The organism is Pradoshia sp. Z6_59 (assembly GCF_058267515.1).
On the sequence record NZ_JBZCPP010000008.1, the window covers coordinates 154,299 to 178,090 of the forward strand.

General features: G+C 37.2%; 25 protein-coding genes. 6 read left to right on the forward strand and 19 right to left on the reverse strand.

All coding sequences use genetic code 11. The features are described from left to right. Positions 1-132: 132 nt before the first annotated feature. Complete coding sequence (locus tag AC4D4B_RS10700) at positions 133-1,197, reverse strand: CAP domain-containing protein (RefSeq protein WP_490995983.1); 1,065 nt, start codon at positions 1,195-1,197, stop codon at positions 133-135. A 272-nt stretch (positions 1,198-1,469) separates the two neighbouring features. Between AC4D4B_RS10700 and AC4D4B_RS10705 the strand changes: the two genes are divergently transcribed. After that, positions 1,470-1,835 (forward strand): YugN family protein, encoded by a 366-nt coding sequence (locus tag AC4D4B_RS10705; protein WP_490995984.1) that lies wholly within the window; start codon positions 1,470-1,472, stop codon positions 1,833-1,835. 42 nt (positions 1,836-1,877) lie between these two features. Here AC4D4B_RS10705 and AC4D4B_RS10710 read toward each other — a convergent pair whose 3' ends face one another. The 8 genes from AC4D4B_RS10710 to cyoE form a co-directional block, all read right to left on the reverse strand. Then, positions 1,878-2,375, reverse strand: a complete 498-nt coding sequence (locus AC4D4B_RS10710) for a hypothetical protein (RefSeq protein ID WP_490995985.1) — start codon at positions 2,373-2,375, stop codon at positions 1,878-1,880. Positions 2,376-2,545: 170 nt separating this feature from the next. After that, entirely contained in the window at positions 2,546-3,013 is a 468-nt protein-coding gene (locus tag AC4D4B_RS10715) for a DUF420 domain-containing protein (RefSeq protein ID WP_490995986.1), read from the reverse strand. Between the two features lie 108 nt (positions 3,014-3,121). Then, positions 3,122-4,003, reverse strand: coding sequence for a cytochrome c oxidase assembly factor CtaG (gene ctaG, locus AC4D4B_RS10720; RefSeq protein ID WP_490995987.1), 882 nt, complete (start codon positions 4,001-4,003; stop codon positions 3,122-3,124). Positions 4,004-4,126: 123 nt separating this feature from the next. Continuing rightward, positions 4,127-4,459 carry a cytochrome c oxidase subunit IVB gene (gene ctaF, locus AC4D4B_RS10725; protein ID WP_066100781.1) on the reverse strand — a complete coding sequence of 111 codons (333 nt, stop codon included), beginning with the start codon at positions 4,457-4,459 and terminating at the stop codon, positions 4,127-4,129. 6 nt (positions 4,460-4,465) lie between these two features. Continuing rightward, positions 4,466-5,098 carry a cytochrome (ubi)quinol oxidase subunit III gene (locus tag AC4D4B_RS10730; RefSeq protein ID WP_066100784.1) on the reverse strand — a complete coding sequence of 211 codons (633 nt, stop codon included), beginning with the start codon at positions 5,096-5,098 and terminating at the stop codon, positions 4,466-4,468. Continuing rightward, a complete protein-coding gene (gene ctaD, locus AC4D4B_RS10735) occupies positions 5,098-6,978 on the reverse strand; it encodes a cytochrome c oxidase subunit I (protein WP_490995988.1) in 1,881 nt (626 codons plus the stop codon). Before ctaD ends, AC4D4B_RS10730 begins: the two co-directional genes overlap by 1 nt. Positions 6,979-7,011: 33 nt before the next feature. Next, on the reverse strand, positions 7,012-8,079 hold the full coding sequence (coxB, locus tag AC4D4B_RS10740) for a cytochrome c oxidase subunit II (RefSeq protein WP_490995989.1): 1,068 nt from the start codon (positions 8,077-8,079) through the stop codon (positions 7,012-7,014). A gap of 90 nt (positions 8,080-8,169) precedes the next feature. Further along, positions 8,170-9,132, reverse strand: coding sequence for a heme o synthase (gene cyoE / locus AC4D4B_RS10745; RefSeq protein ID WP_490995990.1), 963 nt, complete (start codon positions 9,130-9,132; stop codon positions 8,170-8,172). A gap of 510 nt (positions 9,133-9,642) precedes the next feature. Here cyoE and AC4D4B_RS10750 point away from each other — a divergent pair. Then, complete coding sequence (locus tag AC4D4B_RS10750) at positions 9,643-10,587, forward strand: COX15/CtaA family protein (RefSeq protein ID WP_490995991.1); 945 nt, start codon at positions 9,643-9,645, stop codon at positions 10,585-10,587. 115 nt (positions 10,588-10,702) lie between these two features. Here the strand turns inward: AC4D4B_RS10750 and pyc are convergent, their stop codons facing one another. The 3 genes from pyc to AC4D4B_RS10765 all read right to left on the reverse strand — a co-directional run bounded on the left by pyc (position 10,703) and on the right by AC4D4B_RS10765 (position 15,836). Then, on the reverse strand, positions 10,703-14,140 hold the full coding sequence (pyc, locus tag AC4D4B_RS10755; protein WP_490995992.1) for a pyruvate carboxylase: 3,438 nt from the start codon (positions 14,138-14,140) through the stop codon (positions 10,703-10,705). Between the two features lie 99 nt (positions 14,141-14,239). Continuing rightward, the gene (locus tag AC4D4B_RS10760; protein WP_490995993.1) at positions 14,240-15,427 is read right to left on the reverse strand and encodes an FtsW/RodA/SpoVE family cell cycle protein; all 1,188 of its coding nucleotides are present in this window, start codon (positions 15,425-15,427) and stop codon (positions 14,240-14,242) included. A gap of 112 nt (positions 15,428-15,539) precedes the next feature. Further along, on the reverse strand, positions 15,540-15,836 hold the full coding sequence (locus AC4D4B_RS10765; protein WP_373925453.1) for an Fpa/YlaN family protein: 297 nt from the start codon (positions 15,834-15,836) through the stop codon (positions 15,540-15,542). Positions 15,837-16,011: 175 nt separating this feature from the next. On the opposite strand from AC4D4B_RS10765, the gene AC4D4B_RS10770 reads away from it, so the two are divergent. Then, positions 16,012-16,515, forward strand: a complete 504-nt coding sequence (locus AC4D4B_RS10770) for a peptidyl-prolyl cis-trans isomerase (protein WP_490995994.1) — start codon at positions 16,012-16,014, stop codon at positions 16,513-16,515. Between the two features lie 137 nt (positions 16,516-16,652). On the opposite strand, the gene AC4D4B_RS10775 is transcribed toward AC4D4B_RS10770, so the two are convergent. Further along, positions 16,653-17,981, reverse strand: coding sequence for a PhoH family protein (locus AC4D4B_RS10775; protein WP_490995995.1), 1,329 nt, complete (start codon positions 17,979-17,981; stop codon positions 16,653-16,655). A gap of 361 nt (positions 17,982-18,342) precedes the next feature. On the opposite strand from AC4D4B_RS10775, the gene AC4D4B_RS10780 reads away from it, so the two are divergent. Further along, a complete protein-coding gene (locus AC4D4B_RS10780; protein WP_490995996.1) occupies positions 18,343-18,543 on the forward strand; it encodes a YlaI family protein in 201 nt (66 codons plus the stop codon). 87 nt (positions 18,544-18,630) lie between these two features. Here the strand turns inward: AC4D4B_RS10780 and AC4D4B_RS10785 are convergent, their stop codons facing one another. Genes AC4D4B_RS10785 through typA form a run of 3 tightly spaced genes read right to left on the reverse strand, consistent with a single transcriptional unit; the run spans position 18,631 to position 21,120 of the window. Beyond that, positions 18,631-18,918: a hypothetical protein gene (locus AC4D4B_RS10785; RefSeq protein ID WP_490995997.1), complete on the reverse strand. Its 288-nt coding sequence runs from the start codon at positions 18,916-18,918 to the stop codon at positions 18,631-18,633. An 11-nt stretch (positions 18,919-18,929) separates the two neighbouring features. Beyond that, positions 18,930-19,250 carry a YlaH-like family protein gene (locus tag AC4D4B_RS10790; RefSeq protein ID WP_490995998.1) on the reverse strand — a complete coding sequence of 107 codons (321 nt, stop codon included), beginning with the start codon at positions 19,248-19,250 and terminating at the stop codon, positions 18,930-18,932. Between the two features lie 31 nt (positions 19,251-19,281). After that, positions 19,282-21,120, reverse strand: coding sequence for a translational GTPase TypA (typA, locus tag AC4D4B_RS10795; protein WP_066100821.1), 1,839 nt, complete (start codon positions 21,118-21,120; stop codon positions 19,282-19,284). Positions 21,121-21,239: 119 nt separating this feature from the next. On the opposite strand from typA, the gene AC4D4B_RS10800 reads away from it, so the two are divergent. Beyond that, a complete protein-coding gene (locus AC4D4B_RS10800; RefSeq protein WP_490995999.1) occupies positions 21,240-21,416 on the forward strand; it encodes a DUF5325 family protein in 177 nt (58 codons plus the stop codon). A 92-nt stretch (positions 21,417-21,508) separates the two neighbouring features. Here AC4D4B_RS10800 and AC4D4B_RS10805 read toward each other — a convergent pair whose 3' ends face one another. Both AC4D4B_RS10805 and AC4D4B_RS10810 read right to left on the reverse strand, forming a co-directional pair. Next, a complete protein-coding gene (locus tag AC4D4B_RS10805; RefSeq protein WP_490996000.1) occupies positions 21,509-22,300 on the reverse strand; it encodes an inositol monophosphatase family protein in 792 nt (263 codons plus the stop codon). Between the two features lie 153 nt (positions 22,301-22,453). Next, on the reverse strand, positions 22,454-22,651 hold the full coding sequence (locus AC4D4B_RS10810) for a YkzI domain-containing protein (protein WP_490996001.1): 198 nt from the start codon (positions 22,649-22,651) through the stop codon (positions 22,454-22,456). A 180-nt stretch (positions 22,652-22,831) separates the two neighbouring features. On the opposite strand from AC4D4B_RS10810, the gene AC4D4B_RS10815 reads away from it, so the two are divergent. Further along, on the forward strand, positions 22,832-23,449 hold the full coding sequence (locus AC4D4B_RS10815) for a DUF1054 domain-containing protein (RefSeq protein ID WP_490996002.1): 618 nt from the start codon (positions 22,832-22,834) through the stop codon (positions 23,447-23,449). 56 nt (positions 23,450-23,505) lie between these two features. Here the strand turns inward: AC4D4B_RS10815 and AC4D4B_RS10820 are convergent, their stop codons facing one another. Beyond that, a complete protein-coding gene (locus AC4D4B_RS10820) occupies positions 23,506-23,781 on the reverse strand; it encodes a UPF0223 family protein (RefSeq protein ID WP_490996003.1) in 276 nt (91 codons plus the stop codon). Between the last annotated feature and the right edge of the window lie 11 nt (positions 23,782-23,792).

Genomic DNA, 23,792 nt, shown 5'->3' on the forward strand with positions numbered 1-23,792 from the left:
TCGATAGATAGATAAGTGATGCATATTTCCAAAGAATTCCGTGCATAGACTTCATTTATATAAATAATATTTACACACAAAAAAAGAGCACTGAGGAGAAATACTTTCCTTCAGTGCTCTTTTTTGTATCATTTAATCAGTTAACGCAACAAAGTTTTGTGTATAGTATCTTTTATATACTCCCACACCAAGGTGCGTAAAATCTTCATTTAACATTATATCTCTGTGCCCTTTACTATTTAACCATCCTTCAACAGCCGCAATTGCATCTGTATACTGAGCAGCTATGTTTTCGCCAGCTGAATAGTAAGAAACACCGCCTTCCTTCAGACGATCACCAACATCTTTATCATCGGGTGATACATGATCAAAATACTCATTCACCATCATGTCTTCGCTATGTTTAAATGCCACAGCAGAAATTTTTTCATCAAATTCAAGGGTACCTAAGTCAAAACGTGTTCGAATGATGTTTGTCAAATCAAGAATTTGCTGCTGACTTCCTTCTTCAACCAGCTTCCATTCTTCATCCGTTAACTCTTCAGGTTCATGTAATTCTCCACGGTATGTCAGCTCATATGGCTTATGCATAATCAATGTCTTTGCATCCATAAACCGCACGCCTGATACCTGACCGAGAATTTTATCCAAATAAACCTGAGCATACATATCTCCAAACTTGATTAGAGGGCGATAATGAAGATCTTCTTCCGACAACTCAAAACGATATTCAGTGCCTTTCCAGTTCATTTCAATATAACTATTCATATTCAATTCCTTATATAAGGACTCCACTGTTTGATCAATAAAGAATGGATATAAATTAACATCTTCTGCTGAACTGTATAGGGTTACAATTTTTTTATCCTTTTCGTTTACGCCAAATTGTATATACTTACTTAATGTATCATTATAGATCCACCAATTATATCCATAAGCTGAAGGATCAATACGATCAGGCTCCCCGTATTCATCCAGTAACTGATTACTAGTTTTACCAATCCATTTAGATACACCCTGTTCAGGTCTGGATTCATTATCTGTTAACTCTCTAATCTTATCAGAAGTTTCCATGGTATTTTCATTAACGGAATTTTGATCAATGATAGCTGTATTTTCTTTGACATCATCTTTAACCGTAACATAGATGCCGAAGATTATTATTAAAATTAAACTAAAGAAAACCCTAAAGACCAATTTCAGAGGTGGTCCCTCCTGTCATTCTTACTTTATATTTTTTTATTATACCATTAGAATTCAAACAAACCTATCACTTAGATGTAAACAATGAAAAATAAGTATAATATAAACATTTTGAATAGCAAATTGAACGAATTTACCTTTCTGCCTCTATAAAAGAACAATTTATTGCAGATAAGGTAAATTAATACTAAAATTAAAATGAGAATTTCCAAAACTTGTTTCATACTGAAAAAGGCATTTTCTAAAAGGGGATAGGAGGAAATAAGATGAGATTTGAAAATACAGGACTTGAAAAATACCAAGTGAACCTAAACAGACTGGATGAGGTCATGAGTGAGAACGGTTTAGTCAGAGCCGAACAATGGGATTACGAACGCGTTTCCTACGACAAGAAATATGAATTAAGGGATGGTACTTTCTATTTACGCGTCTTTGGATATGCGGTCGAAGGTGACGTGGGTGCACATCGCGCAACCATACAACTCATGACACCAGTCCTTGGGAAGCATTATTATCCACATGGTGTCGAATATGGAGAAACAGAGAAATTTCCAACATCTCTTCAAAAACAATGCGAGACAGTTCTTGCGGCAGTGAAAGCTGAACTCGATATATTTGTAGAAGTGGAATAAAGGTTAACAAATAAGCCTGCAGATTGTGTGATTTCCGCAGGCTTATGTTATTTTTCTTTTCATTAAATAATAGTCTCCCTCCACTCTCTCTGCTTTAAAACCGTACTTTTTTAAGGTCTCCTTATAATAAGAACGCTTATCTCCTATTTCTGTTTGGATCATTTGGGCAATTCCTATTTTATGAATATAATAGAAAAAGCCCTCCATAACTTCAGAAACAAACTCTTTTTCTGTCTGAGCATCTGTAAAGCTTAAAGAAAAGGTTAAGTTTTCACCTTCTCCCTCCAACTCCAATTCTCCAATGAATTTTTGGCTTTGCAAATCAATAATAAAACAGATCCACCAACCTGCATCCCCACCTTCCAATTCATATAATTCTATTAAAAGAGGAAGTATACATTTCACTCGGTCAGATGGGAAAGATTCAGGAACAATTACCGGCGATACCATTTTGAAATCATATGGGTACAAAATAAGAGACTTTGCCAATGAGATGGAACAGGGGAAGATAAGAATGCGATTAGTTCTAATTTGTTTCATTACCGCACCTCCGATTAATTGCCTCTAAATAAAACCTATGATAAACATCAGCCATTCCTGAGAAAATATTTAACTACACCATTTTTACGACTCATGTAAAAGAAAGAAACGAAAAAAGGTCATCTCTAATTCTATGAGACGACCCGTTTTACCTATGCAACTTTTATTTTTTATGAACCAATAATCGCTTTAAACACACTTGTTGTTTTACCACCTTCGTATATTACATAAAGCAATAAATATACAGTGACACCAGCAACCGCGTTCACCATCCAAATGACACTTGTAGGCGGAGCAATTTTTCGATGTTTCTCAATCTTCCCTTTAAAACCATAATACAGACTGATAATCCCCATTACGGCTCCAATTGTAGCCAATGTAATATGTGAGATTAAAAAGATTGTATAGTAAATTTTTATTGAATCAGGTCCTCCAAATGCCGTGTTCCCTATAAATAACGTTCTGCTTGCATAAATAATAAAGAACACAATTGCAAAAATAGCTGCCCAAAACATTAATTTTTCGTGGACCTTTATATTCCCTTTTTTTACTTGCCATACTCCAAAGCCTACAAGGATTGCGCTGATTACGATACAAGCCGTGCTGATCGTAGGCAGGACTGGTAATGAACTGCTCATAATGGTGGAACCTCACTTTACTTATTCTGTTAACTCTATAATTGTAAAATATTAAATTTTAAAACTCAAATTATAATACAGTATTCACTAAAGTTTCACTTTTATTAATTAGTTCCCTAAGTGCGGATTCGCTTCCATAAAACGTTCTGTCTCTGCATCCGCCTGTTTGGTATCTTCTTTAAACCAAGTGAAGAAAGTTGTAGCCAGGATAATTCCATATACTATTTCTTGAATTATTTTCATAATGACACCGCCTGTTTGCTGATCTTCAACAGCCGGCATATTGATAAACATTTGAGGACTGCTTAAGTCCAATGCGGATAAGGTACCGGCAGGAACACACAGTTTCATTGCCTCCATCCACACAGCTGGATCTGCATAAGTTGCATACATGGGATCTTTAGAAAAGATGATAAGCGCACAGGCCGGTGTAATTAATATTCCATTGGCAAAAATATAGCCAATTTTCTTTAATCCTGATAATCTTTGGCTTTCTTCAATTTTATTAACTAGATGCCACCACATGAACAGCGAGGAAATAAACAATACCACAGTGAAAAGCCCATGAAGCAACATATTGACTTTGACGATATCAAAAATGGATGGAACATGGTAAAAAGAAAACAGCCCATTAAAGAAAATCAAAGTGATTAATGGTTGTGTAATCATTAAAAACCATTTTTTAAATACGAACTTTTTTAGTAACCAATCAGGCAATCCCAATAGAAAAAATGGCGGAATTACTAAAAATAAAAAAGCCATTTGAACCATATGAACTGTGAAAGAAAGATGTCCCAACAAATCTATTGGCGAACCCTTTATCATGTATAAAAGAATCATAGCTATCGAGAAGTATACAGCTTCTTTCTTTTTAAATTGGTCACCTGCTTTAAAATAGGTGATATAAAAATAGAAGGCTATGATCAATAGTGTCACGAGGAACAGGTAAGGACTCCACAGGGCCCTAAATCCAAATATATCTAATTCCATTTATCTCACCTCATAATTAGTTTTCCTGCCCAGAAATTCACAAGAAAATATCGAATAACCCAGAAATCATATAGTTCTAGTTTCTAAAAAAAATCGGCTTAACAAGTTAAGCCGATTCCATCTTTAAATCCACACAATTAATACAAATGCAAGGATAGTAGTCACACCGATCAGTAACCCGGTATACATAAATCCTGCCATCGTTCCATGACCTTCTTTATTCATATGCATGAAATAATAGAGCTGAAAAATGACTTGGATTACTGCAAGCAACAAGATGAATGGTAAAACGAACCACTTGGAAAATCCATCATAACCTACTGCAAAGAACGCAATTAAGGTAAGAAAGATCATCATAATAAATGTAATAACCTGCATCTTCATATCTTCCGCATTTTTCTTACGTCTATATTTAAGAGCTTCCTTACTAAGATGTGTTTTAGGTTGATTTTCCATTTAACATCACCCCACCATTCCCATTAAGTAAACGACTGTAAATATGAATACCCATACAACATCGATAAAATGCCAGTACAGACTCGCAACATAAAATTTCGGTGCATTATACAGATTTAAGCCACGTTTCGAATTACGGAGCATTAAGGTAATAATCCACAATAATCCAAAGGTAACATGGGCACCATGGAAGCCGACTAATGTGTAAAAGGCGGATCCAAATGCAGAACCTGTAAATGTATGATGGTATTCATGCACATAATGATTAAATTCGTAAATCTCTAAGCCCAGGAAAGCAGCCCCTAATAAAACAGTGATTAACAGCCAAAACTGCATTTGTTTAAAATCATAGTTTCTCATATGATACATCGCATAGACACTGGTTAATGAGCTGGTTAACAGCAGCATAGTAGCAATAAACGCCAGTGGCATATCAAATAAATCTTTGGCTAGAGTCATTTCCTTATTAGGTGGTACACTATCTTTCAAAGCTAAGTATGTTGCAAATAATGAAGCAAAAAGCACTGTCTCTGCAGCGAGGAAAAGCCAAAAACCTAAAAATTTATGCTTTCCGTCATCTGTGTGTTTCTCAGGGTGAGATGGCCATGTTTCTGGTGTGAATTTTTGCCCTGCATTCATTACACCTCAACCCCCTTATCATTTTTAGCATTAGGAGATACCAAATCTTCTTTGTGGATATGATATCCATGATCATCTTTAACAGAACGGATGAGCATCGCTGTAAAGGTAATTAACAAACCAATCACCATTACCGGAACTGTCCATTCTTTATCCGTTGCATTATAAAGCGCCCCAAATGCAGCAACAAACAATCCAAAAGAAATAATAACAGGAAGAATTGAATTGTTAGGCATATGGATATCACCAAGAGGTTCAGCCGGTGTCATCGCATTTCTGCCTTCCATTTTTTCAAGCCACCATGCATCATATCCTCTTACTAATGGTAATCTTTCAAAGTTGTATTCAGGAGCCGGTGAAGAAATTGCCCACTCAAGTGTACGTCCGTCTTGCCATGGGTCATTACCGACTTTAACATTTTTAACTGAAGTAACTACGATATTAACCAATAATATAATGACTGCTACAGCCATCATGAATGCACCGACAGTAGATATTAAGTTGCCATTATCCCATCCCTGTCCGTCCAAATAAGTGAAAACACGTCTAGGCATTCCCATTAATCCAAGGAAATGTTGAACAAAGAATGTTAAATGGAATCCGATTAGGAATAACCAGAATGTGATTTTACCCATGAATTCATTCAATACTGTACCGAATATTTTTGGCCAGTAAAAATGTGTACCTGCCAACAAGGCCAGCACTACTCCACCGACGATAACATAGTGGAAATGGGCAACAACGAAATAGCTATCATGATACTGATAGTCAGCCGGAGCTGCGGCATTCATAATTCCCGTTACTCCACCCATTACAAAAGATGGAATAAATGCAACGGCGTATAACATAGGGGTCGTAAACGTAATCTGACCACCCCACATCGTGAAAATCCAGTTGAAGATCTTTATACCAGTCGGAACAGCTATCGCCATTGTTGCTACTGCAAATATCGCATTTGCGACCGGTCCAAGACCAACCGTAAACATATGGTGAGCCCATACCATGAAGCCTAGGAAACCGATTAAAATGGTTGCAAAGACCATAGATGAATATCCAAATAATCTCTTTCTTGAGAATGTTGGAATAATTTCAGAGAATATTCCGAATGCCGGAAGAACCAAAATATATACTTCCGGATGTCCAAAGATCCAGAATAAATGTTCCCAAATAATTGTATTTCCACCCAAAGCCGTTACAAAGAAACTGGAACCAAACATACGGTCAAACATCATTAGTGTCAAACCAACTGTAAGCGGCGGGAAAGCAAATAGAATTAAGGCAGATGCCACAAATGTTGTCCACGTGAAAAGCGGCATACGCATAAACGTCATTCCAGGTGCTCTCATATTAATAATCGTGGCCAGGAAGTTAATTCCCCCTATTAACGAGCCCATACCTGATATCTGAAGTCCAAGTATGTAAAAATCTATACCGTGACTTTCAGAAGCCAACGATAGAGTTGCATAAGATGTCCATCCTGCATCAGGCGCTCCGCCCATAAACCAGGATAAGTTTAAAAAGACTCCTCCAAAGAAAAACAACCAAAAACCTAATGAATTTAAAAATGGAAATGCTACGTCTCTAGCACCGATTTGCAGCGGCATAATCGCATTCATAAATCCAAGCAATAAAGGCATGGCGGCAAGGAAAATCATGGTTGTTCCATGCATGGTAATAATTTGGTTAAACATTCCACCGCTGATAAAATCATTCTCTGGCTTTACAAGCTGAATTCGTATAAACATTGCCTCAAGCCCACCCAGCAAGAAGAAAAATCCACCTGCAAAGATATAGAGCTTGGCAATTTTCTTATGGTCAACAGTCGTTAAATAATCCCAAACGACACTAAGAAACCCCTTTTTTTGAGCAATAGTACTCACGTTTTAACCTCCCCTTTGAAAACTAGCAAACTCTTATTTTTGCGATAAGGTTTCCAGGTACTTAGTAAGCGCATCGATTTGTGAATCAGAAAGCTCTCCGTAAGTGTCAGTCATTTTGTTTCCTTCTTTAACTGACTCCGGATCCTTAAGCCACTTCTTCACATTTTCTTCATTATTTTCCAAATAACCCGCTACTACTTCACGATCAGCAAAGTTTGATAGATTAGGTGCTAATCGAGCCTGCTCCGGTCGCTGATCATTGGAATCGATCGCATGACAACCGATACAGCTTTTATTGAAAATTTCCTGGCCTTCCCTTGCTGTTGCATCAGTAAGTTTTACTTCCGTGTGCTTTGTTTCTTTCATGCTGGCTACCCATTGGTCAAATTCATCCCTTGGCAAAGCTTTCACTTTGAAATCCATTAATGCATGGGAAGCCCCACATAATTCAGCACATTTTCCATAAAAAATCCTGCCGGCTTCTTCACTTTTTCCATCATCAAACTCAAGCCAGAAGCTATTTTCTCCCTCTGTATTCGTATCAAGCTTACCCCCAGCTGAAGGAATCCAGAAGGAATGCTTTACATCTGACGCTGTTAAATTAAAGTAAACCTTTTCATCAGTTGGAACAACAAGTTCTTGCCCTGTCATGATACCTTCGCCAGGATATTCAAACTCCCACCAGTAATAATTAGCCCTTACATTTACAGTTAAGGCTGTAGGATTCCCATCCTTATCCTTTTCATCCTTGGCAGATACATCTGCAAAATCAAATGTATAATAAATCGTTGGAACTGCAAGGATGATTAATAAAACAATCGGGATAACCGTCCAAAGTATTTCTAATTTGTGGTTACCCTCAATTTGCTTAGGGATTGAATTATCTCCCTTTTTACGACGAAATTTTAAAATTGCAAGTACAAAAAGAATAACAACAACAATGATTACCAATACCATAATGGCAGTACTGAGTATCATTAAATCATACTGTTTCTTCGCTACCTCACCTGCTGGATCCAATGCTGATAGATACGGCTTTCCACAACCCGAAAGTATTAGCATCAAAACAGCAATTAAGGATGCAATGCGCCATTTTTTCATAGCAAATAATTACCCCTCTTTCGTAAAAAATTTCTTCTTTCCAAAGGAACATCTTATATATTGAATTTCTTTAAGAAAGAACCCCCAATGTTAAAAACGATTAATTAAAGAAACAATGACCATTGCCACAAAAGAAATAGTCATATAGTTTAATGAATAAATGAACATCTTATTGGCCCACTTTAAATCTTCTTCTTTGGAAAACTCCTTTTTTAATGAGAATCCCTTTAAAGTTAATATAAGCCACCCTATATTAAGAATTGTTGCCAAAACTACAAAAGAAACCCCGATTGGTTTCAGTATAAATGGAATTGGAAACAATAATGCTACCCATATAAGCATATGAATCTTCGTTTCTTTAAATCCTTTTACTACAGGCAGCATAGGAATTCCAGCCGCTCTGTATTCCTCCGTCCGCTTCATAGCCAATGCGTAGAAATGTGGAGGCTGCCAGACGAACATTAATAAAAATAATCCCCAGGCAATAGGATGTAATCCTGGATCAACGGCGGCCCACCCGATTAGTGGCGGTATAGCACCCGAAAAACTGCCGATTACAGTATTTGAGACAAACCGTCTTTTGGACCACATTGTATACAGCAATACATAGGCCAATACCCCAATTAACCCCATAAAAGCTGCCATTGGAGTAGCCATTAATAGAATCAATAATCCAGTTACCACAAGTGCCAGACCCATATACAAAACTTTTATAGGGTTCACCTTACCAGTAACTGTTGGGCGCTTCTTTGTACGAGACATAAACACGTCGATATCCCGATCTATGTAATTGTTTAAGCTGCCAGCGCCTGCTATTATTAGTGCTGACCCTACAATACCATATAGAACGAGATCAAGATTTCCAAGGAAACTCTGGTCAGTAAAATACAGACCGAGCCAAATACCTGCAAAAACAGTAATTAAATTTGAATTGACGATGCCTACCTTTACTAATACCAAAAAGTCCTTAAATGCTGTACTGTTCATATCTTTCTCCACGTCTAGTCCCTTCTGGTTTTCATACGAGGTCTGCGATGCCGGTTTAGGTTTCATGCTGTTACCTCCTATCTGAATAGTAGATTTCCAAACTTTTAGTTTCAAGCGATATATTCACAATTTATAACAGTGATATTTATATAGAAAAATTTGCCTAATATATATTTAAACACAGATTACACTTCTATTGTGAAAATAATTTGTCCATTTTTTGTCATAAGTGTGACCTAATCATTATATAGTGGTAATTTTATCCTGTAAATATATTTTTGTAACATTGTAAGTATGAAAACCTTATTTAACCAATTAAATCCCCTCTCTATTTCTAACAAACTCTTCTTTAAGTTTCAACTATAAACAATTACATGAATTTTCAATTATCACTAAATAAATAATTTCTTTGACTATTTAGAAACTTTTCTTTGAAATTATTGTAAAAATTATTTATGATATGTTAGTAATGATTATCAAACTTTGTAATATTTACCTCATTATACGGTTCCATTTATTAGGAAACAAATGTTTAAGCTTACTATTTTATAAAAACAAAGCAGGTGTTAGATTTACATGCAAAAATCTTTGAAATGGTTTGCCGTTATGACTTCCTTTGTCATGCTTGTGATCTTAATCGGCGGTGCGCTCGTCACAAAAACAGATTCGGGTTTAGGATGCGGACGCTCCTGGCCACTTTGCAACGGAGAATTGATTCCCACAGATATCACGCCCGCACTACTAATCGAATTCGCACATCGTCTTTTTACCGGCCTTGGATCCTTCATGGTAGTTGGATTAGCAATCTGGTCATGGAAAGCCATTGGACATATTAGAGAAACCAAATTTCTTGCTCTCCTGTCTATTGCATTTCTAATCATTCAGGCATTGCTGGGAGCTGCCGCCGTCGTTTGGAGTCATTCTGATTTCGTGCTGGCTTTGCATTTTGGGATATCACTCATCTCTTTTGCCGCCGTTCTACTTTTAACTTTACTTATTTTTGAAGTTGATAAAAAGTTCGATGCGGAGAAGCTGATAATCCCGAGGAAAATGTCTATTCACATTATCGCTCTATTTATTTATTCCTATATTGTTATCTATACCGGTGCGCTGGTGCGTCACGCAGAAGCAAGTCTCGTCTGTCCGGAATGGCCCCTTTGTTTTAATGATGGTACTATAGTCCCTCATAATATGTATCAGTTCATTCAAATGGGGCATCGTGCTGCTGCAGGCCTCATATTTATCTGGATTTTATATATTTTCGTCTATACTTGGCGCAATTATCGCCATATAAAAGTTTTATACTGGGGATGGACGCTCTCCCTTATTCTTGTCAGTTTACAGGTTATAGCAGGTGCTTTTATCATTTATACCCGTTTAAACCTGTATGTAGCCCTCTTACACGCCATATTGATTTCTTGTTTATTTGGAGTTTTTTCCTATTTTATCCTACTTGTAACGAGATCACGGAAAAACAAAGCTGCAGAAGCCTTGAATCCATCTGATAGGAAAACAAGCTGATTAGACTGTATAAAATCATCCTTTTGCATCACATTATACAAACCAGGGAAATAATCCAGAACATAAAAAGGAACGTGAGTTAAAAATCCACGCTCCTTTTTACTGTGTTTTAGTTTTATTTATCAAGCACAATCAACAAATCGCCCGTCTGTATGGCGTCTCCATCATTAACATAAATCTCTTTGATAACTCCGTCAAATGGTGCCTGAACGGTTGTTTCCATTTTCATTGCCTCCGTTATGATTAAATGGTCTCCTTTTTTGACTTTTTGTCCATGAGACACTAATACCTTCATCACGGTTCCAGGCATTGTTGCACCAATATGGTATGGATTGGAAACGTCCTGCTTTGGTTTCGACTGAATAAGGGTTTTAACACTTTCGTCCTTAACTACCACTTCTCGAGCCTGTCCATTTAGTTCAAAATAAACCATTCTTGTGCCATCTATACGTGGCTCACTAATTGAAATTAGCTTTATAATTAAGGTTTTTCCCTTTTCAATTTCCACTTCTATTTCCTCTCCGATGGAAAGTCCATAGTGGAACGTTGGTGTATTTAACTTTGTTATATTGCCATACTCACTATTCGAGTACACATAATCAAGGAAGACTTTTGGATAAAGTGCATAAGCGAGTGCATCAAACATCGTAACTGGACGTTTGATTTTCTCAAACAACTCTTCCTTTATTTTCTCAAAATCCACGTCCTCAAGCAATTCACCTGGGCGAACTGTAATAGGAGATCTATTTTTCAGGATCACCTTTTGAAGTTCTTTAGGGAAACCACCATATGGCTGACCCAAATATCCGCTGAACAATTCAATAACTGAATCAGGGAAATCGATTAAATGGCCTTTCTCCAACACACTGCTTTCTGTCAAATCATTTTGTACCATAAATAAAGCCATATCGCCTACTACCTTGGACGAAGGAGTTACTTTGATAATATCACCAAACATCATACTAACTCGATGGTACATATCTTTAACTTCATCCCAGCGTTCACCTAAACCAACTGCTTTCGCTTGCTGCTGAAGGTTGGAGTATTGACCACCTGGCATTTCGTGTACATAGATTTCTGTATGGGGAGACTTCATGCCACTTTCAAAGTCAGCATAGTAACTTCTGACCCCTTCCCAATACTCTGATAACTCTTCAACTGGCTTAATATCGATTTGCGGCTGTCTCTCATGACCCTCTAATGCATAATAAAGAGAATTCAAGCTTGGTTGTGAGGTAAGTCCAGCCATTGATCCAAGAGCCGTATCAACAATATCCACACCGGCATCAATCGCTCGTGCATACTGATAGATTCCATTCCCGCTCGTATCATGTGTATGAAGATGGATCGGTATGTCAACTGCATCTTTCAACTCTGAAATCAGTCGATAGGCTGCTTCCGGCTTCAATAAGCCTGCCATATCTTTAATAGCTAATAGATGTGCTCCCTGTGCCTCTAGCTCTTTAGCAAGATTTCTATAGTATTGTACATCATATTTTTGCCTGCTTAGATCGAGTATATCACCTGTATAGCAAATCGTTGCCTCGGCAATTTTTCCTGATTGGCGAACATAGTCAATTGTCTTCTCCATTCCCTTAACCCAGTTAAGGCTATCAAAAATACGGAATACATCTATTCCCGCACAGGCAGATTTTCCAACAAATTCCCGGATAACATTATCAGGATAATTCTTATAGCCAACTGCATTAGATGAGCGCAGGAGCATCTGGAATAATACATTAGGGATTTCCTGTCTAAGCAATAATAATCTTTCCCATGGATCTTCCTTTAAGAACCGGTAGGCTACATCAAATGTTGCCCCGCCCCACATTTCAAGTGAAAACAGATTCGGCATAAGCTTTGAGGTTGGTGCAGCAATCTCTTGTAAATCCTTCGTTCTGACTCTGGTAGCTAAAAGTGATTGGTGTGCATCCCTGAATGTAGTATCTGTAATCAACACATTTTTTTGCTCTTTAACCCATTTAGCCAGTCCCTCAGGTCCCAATTGATCCAATAATTGCTTGGTTCCTGTCTTAGGCACTAGAAAATCATGAATTTGGGGAACTTTTGGTTTTTCGAAAACTGGTTTCTCCTTAACACCTATGCCCGGGAACCCATTGACAGTCACATTAGCGATATAATTCAGCATTTTGGTTCCACGGTCTTTCCGGTTAGAGAAAACAAAAAGCTCAGGTGTTGTATCGATGAATGATGTATCGTATTCTCCTGCAATAAATTTTTTATGCTTTACCACATTTTCAAGGAAAGGAATATTTGTTTTAATTCCTCTGACACGGAATTCTCTTAAATTACGCAGCATTTTTATAGCTGCCTGATCGAATCTGGTAGCATGAGTGGATACTTTAACAAGCAAGGAATCATAATACGGTGTAATAACCGATCCATGAAAAGCATTACCAGCATCCAGACGAACACCAAATCCTCCGCTAGAGCGATAAACTGCAATTCGGCCTGTATCCGGCATAAAATTATTTAAGGGATCTTCCGTCGTCACCCTTGCCTGAATGGCATATCCATTAATATGTATATGATCTTGTTCAGGTATATTTAAAGAAGCACCGTGTAAACTGTGTCCCTCAGCTATGTTAATTTGAGATTGAACAATATCAATACCCGTAATCATCTCGGTGATTGTATGTTCAACCTGGACACGAGGGTTTACCTCGATAAAGAAAAATTCGTCTCCAGAAACAAGGAATTCTACCGTACCTGCATTTACATACTCTACATTCTTCATTAACTGAACGGCAGCGTCACATATCCTTTCTCGTAAGGAATCTGTAAGTGACACACAGGGTGCTACCTCGACTACTTTTTGGTGACGGCGTTGCACAGAGCAGTCCCTTTCATACAAATGAACAATATTTCCGTTTTGATCACCCAGTATTTGAACTTCAATATGCTTGGGGTTCTCAATAAATTTTTCTACGTAAACTTCATCATTGCCAAAAGCCGCTTTTGCCTCTGATTTTGCTCGATTATAGGCTTCTTCTACTTCCTCTGGATCACGAACAATGCGCATTCCCCTGCCGCCGCCTCCAAGTGAAGCTTTAATAATAATCGGGTAACCATTAATTTCTCCAAACTTCGTAACTTCCTCCAAACCAGAAACCGGTCCTTCACTTCCTGGAATAATGGGGATACCCGCTATTTTCGCTTGCTCTTTTGCCTTAACTTTATCTCCAAACATATCGAGATGAGTTGTTTTTGGACCAATAAAAATAAGTCCCTCTTCTTCACATCGTTTTGCAAATTCGATATTTTCAGAGAGGAAACCGTATCCAGGATGTATAGCATCTACATCACTCATCTTAGCAATCTCAATAATTCCTTCAATATCAAGATAGGCATCAATCGGCTTTTTGCCAGTACCAACTAAATAGGCTTCATCTGCTTTATATCGATGATAGGATTTATAATCCTCTTTTGAATAAATAGCAACAGTTTTAATATCCAATTCACTACAAGCACGAAAAATACGGATGGCAATTTCTCCGCGGTTGGCAGCCAATACTTTTCTTATTTTTCTCATCCTGAGCACCTCACAGCTTCCCGAAAATTATGACAATATAGTAATTTGTTGTAAAAATAATGAGTAAGAAGATTATTCTTACTCATTATTTTTAGCAGCTTATCCCTGGAATGTCTCCCCTTTTTCAACTGGTTCCTTTTTGTAGGCTGCATCATATCTCGTCATCATAGAGACATTGACGAGTAATCCGACAGATATCAAAAGAATAATTAAGGAAGAACCACCATAACTGATAAATGGTAAAGTAACCCCAGTAATCGGTATTAAACCAGCTACTCCTCCTAAATTAACCATAGCCTGAATTCCAATCATACTGGAAATACCTACTGCTAGCATACTCCCAAATGGATCATTCGATTTTATCGCGGTATGAATCCCTTTTAATACAATCGTAGCCAAGCATATAATAACAAATCCTACCCCAATAAGTCCTAACTCTTCAGAAATAACAGACATTATAAAGTCAGTGTGCGGTTCAGGCAGATACCCATATTTCTGCGTGCTTTGTCCAAATCCCACACCGGTAATGCCGCCATTGCCGATTGCCACATAAGAATTGACCAACTGATATCCTTCATATTTCTCACTGGAAAACGGGTCTAAAAATCCAACGAAACGTTCAAGCCTTTTTGGAGTAAAAATCTTGTCTTTAAAAAGGAAAATGATCGGTGTCGCAACAAGAATAGCTCCGAACAAAATCGATAGCAGTTTACCTAAACTCTTAAAATTCATACCAGAGCATAAGATAATCGTACAAGAACTCATAAAAAGAATGAATGCCGTCCCGATATCCGGCTGCAAAACAATCAATAAACAGATAACTAACAAGAATAATAGTGGTGGTACGACACCCTTATTAAAGACATTGATATATTTTTGTTTATTCGAATAGACTGCTGATAAGTATATAATCATACCTAACTTAATAAACTCTGATGGCTGCAAACTCCCTAGCGCTCCAAGCTTAAACCAGCTCTCTGCATTTCCGGCGGTGTGGCCAATAAAATTTAAAGCAACGAGAGAGATAATCGAGCCTAGTACGATGATCACCAAAAACTTTTTATTTTTAAAAACCGGATAAGGTATAGCAGCTACAACGAAAAACAGGATAAACCCGATGATTAGATGCCTAAATTGTTTTATGTAGAAAAAATCGCTCGGAAGTCCAAATCTTGACACAGCCGTAACCATACTGGCGCTATAGACCATTACAAGACCAAAGATACTTATAGCGATAATGACAGCGATGAGAGTAAAATCATACGATTTTAAAATACGTTTTATCATATAGGTCTCCTTGAATAAATTTCATTTTTAAAAATATGCTTGTTTAAAAATTATATAAAGAAAAACAAAAAAACTCAAACAACATCGGCATCGTTTGAGTTTCGACTGCTACTTATTTTCTTAAGGAAGCATCATGAAGAGCAGAAAGTTCTTGTTCAAGGAATCCCAATAGCTCTTTACCGTCTTTCTCTTCTATTAATCCCAATCGAACGGCAAAGTCAATTTCTCTGGAGAGACCAAACATTTGGGTATCTAAAACTTCTTCATATAACGGACACTGAGGCATAGTCAAATTGTCCATTTGCACCTTTATTAGTTTAAATATTTTATCAGCGTCAGCCTTTAACAATGCGTAGGCCTTTTCTTGATGATTGACAAGGATATCAGATGTCAATGTGCAACCCCCCATTATGGCCCAATGAACCAATCTATTATAAAATTCTACCCTTAAAATCGTAAAATTGCAAGAAAAGGTAATGTCAAGGAGTTTAGTTTTTTCTAAAAAAAGATAACCTTCCTGCAGCGAATTACTGTACATACTCATTCAGCAGCTATAAGATTAAAATTGGAAAGGAGAGTCAATTATGAAAGATATTCTACAAATAAAAGGGAATGTAAAATTCCCGATTTATCTCGACCCTGGCACTTGGATTTTTGATGACAGGAAATTCGATCTTGATGCTTGGCATCCAGAAAACAATCAGGAAGAAAATCTAGAACACGAGACTTATTTAAAACAGGTATCATCTCAATGGGATAAAGAAATCATTGAAGGGGCATCCCCACCGCCAAATAAACCTGTAATAAAAACGAAGAAACAGCAGCTTACTGAAAACAGTTTCGGGATTGTATTAAAGCCTTTTTTCTTGAACACTGAACCTGACAGTACTTCTGCCACTATTATTGTACATACGGAAAATTCTGATTTAGCATTCTCTTTTGAGGAAGCGCTTCAACTCGTCGCTGGCTTTTCTATTAAAGGGCGACCAATCAAATCGGATGAGGGTGGACCTATTCATATTTACCACGGAGATGGCTCCAACCGGCAAGCACCCATAAAAAACGTAACAGGTTTTACAATTCAATAAAGAGTTCAGGAGCCGTATATACACCTATATGGCCCCTGATAGCTACGATCTACTAAACACAAACACTTTAAATGATTTGGAGCAGAAAGTATCCAACACATTCCCGTTAGGATAATTAAGATAGAAGAAAAACTCACTCATAATAAATCTGCCGCTAATTGAGCTAATCCGGAACGTTCTCCCTTCACTAAATTCACATGACCTGCGATGGCTTCATTCTTAAATTTTTCCAAAACATATGTCAATCCGTTGTTCCATTCATCCAAATAAGGATGATCGATCTGAGCAGGATCTCCCAGTAAAATAATCTTACTGCGCTCACCCACACGTGTCAGTATGGTTTTCACTTCATGTTTAGTAAGATTCTGAGCTTCATCCATGATAATAAAGCTATCCGGTAAGCTGCGCCCTCTTATATATGTTAAGGCCTCCACCTCTATTGAATTAATACCAGCCAAAATAGAGTCCAATTCACCTGGCTTTTTTGTGTTAAATAAAAATTCGAGATTGTCATAGATTGGCTGCATCCACGGACGTAGTTTTTCTTCTTTTTCACCAGGCAAGAAACCCAAATCTTTCCCCATGGGTACAATTGGCCTTGCAACAAGCAATTTATTATACTCTCCCAGATCCTCCGTTTGAAGCAGACCTGACGCCAGTGCTAAGAGCGTTTTCCCTGTACCTGCTTTCCCAGTTAATGTGACTAACTGGATATCACTTCTTAATAATAATTCAATTGCCATATGCTGCTGCACATTTCGTGGCTTTATACCCCATACATGCTCCTGATTATATCGAAGCTTTTTTATCCTTTTTTCATGTCCGCTAATAATTCCTAAAGCAGAAAGTGATGTGATTTCTGTACATTTCATAATGACGAATTGATTTAAATATATTCCCTCTGCTATGTCTGCAGGAATTGGTATCTCTCCCTTGGAATAGAATTCATTTATCTCAGCTCGGGATACAAATATCTCGATAAAGCCAGCGTACATCTGATCCTCATTGATAACTCGGTCACTCAAAAAGTCCTCTGCTAAAAGTCCAAGTACATCAGCCTTTACCCGCATTAGAATATCTTTACTTACTAATATTACGCTCCGCCCATGTTCTTTCGCCTGTTCTTCCAGCGATAGATTTTTTGCAATCGCCAATATACGATTGTCATTTGTTTTTTCAGCAAAGTATTCTGCGACATTGTGGGGGGAGCGATGATTCATCTCTATTTTCAACATCCCACCATTCGATAAAGGAATTTTATGATGAAGCTTACCTTTTGTGCGCAGCTGATCAATCAGCCTTGAAACATAGCGAGCGTTTTTCCCTACTTCGTCCAAGTTCCGTTTTTTTGAATCAAGTTCCTCCAATACTACTGCTGGGATGATGACCTCATTATCCTGGAATGAAAAAATCGACATTGGATCCTGCAATAATACATTTGTATCTAGAACATAAATTTTTCTCAAAATATATCCTCCTGTGTCATAATTTCATTTACTATCCAGAGCTTTGCAATACCCTGATTCGAGTTATTGCAAATACATTATCTAATAAGCACGAATCGTATTTTTTCAATTTTAATCAATAATAGCCGGATAGAATTTTGTTTTAATGGATGGACAAATCTGATGCTCAAATATATGTATTTACATACAAAAATAGAAGAAAATAACCCATTTCCTTTGAATTGTTTTATTCTTTTCAGTTTTATGAAATTTTAATCATTCATCTTATCCGTTTCACATACCATGACCATTCCATAACCATGTATGAAGAATTCTTATATGGTATAATGACTATACATGCAATAGATTGGGGTGTCCTTTAATGCGAGTTAAATGTGTGATCTGTGATAAAATCGAATCAATTAATGATGAAACACTAATGGCTAAACGACTTAGAAATCGTCCAATTCATACATATATGTGTCAGGAATGCAATAAACGTATAGAAGAACGAACAATTGCACGAAAAAGCACTGGGAATTTCAGATTATATCGAGCGGCTAAAGAAGAGGATACATGGTAAAAGCATTGACCTGAAAAAAATGGGCTGTTTACATGTAATCTAAAAAAAAAACAGAGAAGAATGAGATTACTCATCTTCTCTGTTTTTTTATGATGGATAATTACGGTAATGATCCGGATTCTGGAGGATTTGATTAAGCATAACCTCAATCATATCCTCCGGAAACCTGAATTCATTTATGGCCCCCTCATTTTTATAGGAGACTATATACCAACCGTCACTTTTTTTATAGCGATAGTCTGATATTCCAAACTTTTCCTGCAAGGTATGTTCGAACCAGAGGACTGTTTCATTTGCTGCGGTATCTTCAGGTCGATGATCAATGACAACTTTTATCGTTAACCAATTATAGATCGCATCCTGAACAGAGTTCATTTGCACACCCCTTATTCCGCATTTACCTCGTTTTTCATTTCCTTACGGAGTCTATATTTATAAATCCCCAGAAAAGCAGTAGCCACTAACAGAACTTCTGCCACGGGCAAAAATAGTGCCAAAAACGTCAAAAAGCTACATCCAAAGGCCATAATGGCATAGACTACTATACTTTTCCCAAGACTTAATTTTCTGGCAAACCCCAGTTTATATACTATTCCGCAAAGTATTACAATCGTCAAATAGAGAGCCCACACCCCTATTTGTGAATATTGTGGGTCTCCTATTCGAAACAAGTCTGCAAAGAACGGCAGGTTATTTGTAATATCCACTTAAAACGCTCCCTCTCCCCAAAGGTAAAAGTTATTCAGCGAATTTCTTTTTCTTAGCTGCTTTTTCACGTTCGTTTTTATCCAAAATCTTTTTACGTAAACGAATGGATTCTGGTGTTACTTCACAGTATTCATCATCATTTAAATATTCCAATGCCTCTTCAAGTGACATGATTCTCGGCTTTTTCATCGTAACTGTATTATCTTTTGTAGCGGAACGAACGTTTGTTTGTTGTTTAGCACGAACAATATTGACAGTTAAGTCATTTTCACGATTATGTTCCCCAACAATCATACCTTCATAAATTTCAGTACCTGGCTCTACGAAAATAACGCCGCGGTCTTCAATTTGAATGATACCGTATTGAGTAGCTTTACCTGTCTCGATGGATACAAGAACACCTTGTCTTCTTCCGCCAACCTGACCTGCCTGCATAGGCTGATAGGAATCAAATGTATGGTTCAAAATACCATACCCACGTGTTAATGTTAAGAATTCAGTTGTATACCCGATTAATCCACGGGAAGGAACATTAAATACTAGACGTACTTGTCCGCTTCCGTTATTGACCATATCAAGCATTTCGCCTTTTCTTTCACCTAATGATTCCATGATTGCACCTGTATATTCCTCAGGAATGTCAACTTGAACGCGTTCCACAGGTTCACATTTAACACCATCAATAACACGGATGATTACTTCAGGCTTAGACACTTGAAGTTCATATCCTTCACGGCGCATATTTTCGATAAGAATGGATAAATGTAATTCTCCGCGTCCGGAAACAATCCAGGCATCCGGAGAATCAGTAGGATCCACACGTAAACTTACATCTGTTTGGAGCTGGCTCATTAAACGCTCTTCGATTTTACGTGATGTTACCCATTTACCTTCTCTTCCTGCAAATGGACTGTTGTTTACTACAAATGTCATTTGTAATGTAGGCTCGTCTATACGCAGAACTGGAAGCGGCTCCTGAACATCAACTGGGCAAACTGTTTCCCCTACGTTAATGTCTTCCATACCGCTGACAGCAATCAAATCGCCCGGTAATGCTTCTTCTACTTCCACACGCTTTAATCCCTGGAAGCCGAATATTTTAGTTACGCGGAAATTTTTCGCGGTTCCATCAAGTTTCATTAAAGATACTTGTTGTCCAACTTTCATTGTGCCACGGAAAACACGGCCAATTCCAATTCTTCCTAAATAATCACTATAATCCAGCAAAGCAACCTGGAATTGCAGAGGTTCTTCACGATTGTCTACAGGTGATGGAATATTTTCTACGATTGATTCAAATAAACACTCCATATTTTCTTCCTGATCAGCCACATCAGGGCTTAAAGAAGCGGTACCGTTAATCGCTGAAGCGTAAACAACCGGGAATTCCAATTGTTCTTCAGTAGCACCCAATTCAATAAACAAATCAATTACTTCATCAATTACTTCCTCAGGACGAGCAAAGTCACGGTCAATTTTGTTAACAACAACGATTGGCGTAAGTTTTTGTTCTAATGCTTTTTTCAGTACAAAACGGGTTTGCGGCATACAACCTTCATACGCATCAACGATTAAAAGAACACCGTCTACCATTTTCATGATACGTTCTACTTCTCCGCCGAAGTCTGCGTGTCCAGGTGTATCCAATATGTTAATACGTGTATCCTTATAGTTAACGGCAGTATTTTTCGCTAAAATTGTAATACCGCGCTCTCTTTCAAGATCATTGGAATCCATTGCTCTTTCAGCAACTTGTTCATTAGAACGGAATGTACCTGCTTGTTTTAACAATTGATCGACCAAAGTAGTTTTACCATGGTCAACGTGAGCGATAATCGCTATATTTTTGACGTCATTTCTGTATTGCAAACTATTTCAACTCCCAGATTTTATGCTTATCGAAACCAACCTTGTCATTATAACATACTGAAACTAGAAAGCTGCATTCGTATTGTGTACAATGAATATGAAGATTGGGGTGATTACATATGAATATTAAATTTATATTTATGCTGCTAGCAGTTCTCGCAGTAACAAGTTTATGCGGAATTGCTATATCCATCGCTGAAGGAAGTGCGGTGGCCATTGCCCTATGCCTGTTAGCTTTTATCGGCATTATGGGTAGCGGCTTTACACTAAAAAAGCGTTGGCGAGAAAAACTTTAGACTATTCTTTTAACTAAACAATTTTACCGCAATATCCTAATTTAAGCAATAAAAAAGCATCAGATACTGATGCTTTTTCTCTTTTATAGCCATTAGGATGATAAATACTGCTCGAGAATCACTCCATGTAAAGCTGGCGAAGCCACCAGGAATGAGCTCTTCCTAAGATAATGGATCGGGTTGCCTTGCAAATCTGTCACTTTTCCACCCAGTTCTTCAATAATCACGGCTCCACCCGCAAAATCCCATGGCGCCAATCTCATGGATATATAAGCGTTCATTCGTCCAGTAGCAACATAGGCAATTTCAATGGCTGCAGATCCATAGGACCTGGTCCCTCTAATATCTTTGACAAGTCTTCCCGTCAAATTCTTATCAATTTTTTTATTGTCCGTCAGCCAAATTGGATTTAAGCCTACAATAGATTCAGGAAGTGGAACTTCCTTTATCTTAGGAATCTCCTTATCATTGAGAAAAGCTCCTTTTCCCTTTATACTGTGATACAGTTCATCATGGACTACATCATATATTAGCCCAATCTTTCCAATACCATTTTCTATTATACCTATTGATATCGCAAAATTTCTTTGCTGGTGCACAAAATTCATTGTTCCGTCTATAGGATCTATAATCCAAACGACTCCATCCAATGACTGTAAATCATGGCCAGAGCCTTCTTCACCGAGAATTTGATGAGTAGGAAAGTGTTCAGATATTCTTTCTTTGAAGAATTGCTCTATTTCCATATCCATATTAGTGACTAAATCATTTACATTTGATTTTGTGTTAATATCTAAAATCGATTCAAATGAGTTAATAATCTTTACCCCTGCTTCTTTAATCCATTGAACCGCCATATCATGAATGTTGGACCAATCTGCCATTTTTCCCACCTCAATTAAAATCTTTTCATTAGTATGTATATTAATTCCAGTTTAATTCTAAGACAATCAAATAACAAGAAAAGACGAACATCATGAACGAGAACATGCAGTTCGTCTTAATCAATCAAAAAAAACATATAATAATATCCATTATTAAAGTGCTTTTAAGCGTAAAAGTTCTTTTCTTATTCTTTCTAGTTTTTGCTTAGAACGATTTTTTTGTTTTTCATCATCCTGTTGAATAGCTTCATATAAGGTAGCCAATTCATAATCCAGTTCCATCCGGAGAACTGCTTTTCTATGTTTCTCGACTTCTTGTGCTTTCAATTTGTGATTAACTACCTGTTTCATAAAAATCCTCTCCTTGCATTTATTTTAAGAAAATTCAGAAATTTAATTGTACTTTGTACTATAGTATGTTATTTCGGGATTATTGCAACCAAAATAGACAAGGGCCTAGTTACATATGCATAATATTATTTGGCCCCTCCATTCTTATGCTAAAATAAGATAGAATAGGAGGTAATAAATATGGTTATAAAAGGTTTCACAAATGAAGACTTTAATGTATTTACAATAGATGGTCTCGACCAACGAATGGATGCAATCAAAACCTTAATCCGTCCCAAATTTGAAACATTAAGTCAGATTTTCACAGAAGAATTATCTGTTTTAACACAAGATCCAATGTATCCCCATATTGCAAAGCATGCTCGTCGTACGATTAACCCGCCGAATGATACATGGATATCTTTTTCATCCAATCCACGCGGTTACAAAATGCAGCCACATTTTCAAATTGGTCTGTGGGAAACCCATTTATTTATTTGGTATGCAGTTATTTATGAAGCCAAAGATAAAGCGCAAAAGGGACAACGATTGGCTAGCCAAACTGAAACGATAAAAAATCTTATCCCATCTGATTACGTGTGGTCTATTGATCACATGAAGCCTGAAGTTATTCCCCACAGTACATTATCAAACGAAGACTTAAACGGTATGTTTAATCGTTTACAAACAGTCAAGAAAGCTGAATTATTATGCGGCTATCAAATTCCACGCGAGGAAGCTGTTCAGCTTTCCGGTGATCAATTAGTTGAAATTATTCATGATGTATTTGTACATTTAATACCCCTGTACAATGTCTAATAAACTCGAAAAAAACATCACCCCCTTTAGCACTATGCTAAAGGGGATAATGTTCTTTATCGGCTTATTTTTATAAATCCTTCATTAGCACTGTTTTTTGCTCGCTTAATTACTTGATAGGAAGAGTAGCCACTCACTTCTTCAAACTCATTGCACAGTTTCTTTTCCTCAGACTTAGAAGGAACAATTCGTTTAAATTCATTGTAAAGATTCATTAACTGTTCCCTTTCTATCCCGTTCTCATAAGCTTTCTCGATTCCTTGAAAAAAAGATATGACCTTTACGATCTCATCAGTGGACCATTCATAATCAATCGGATATTGATAATCCATATGTATCACCT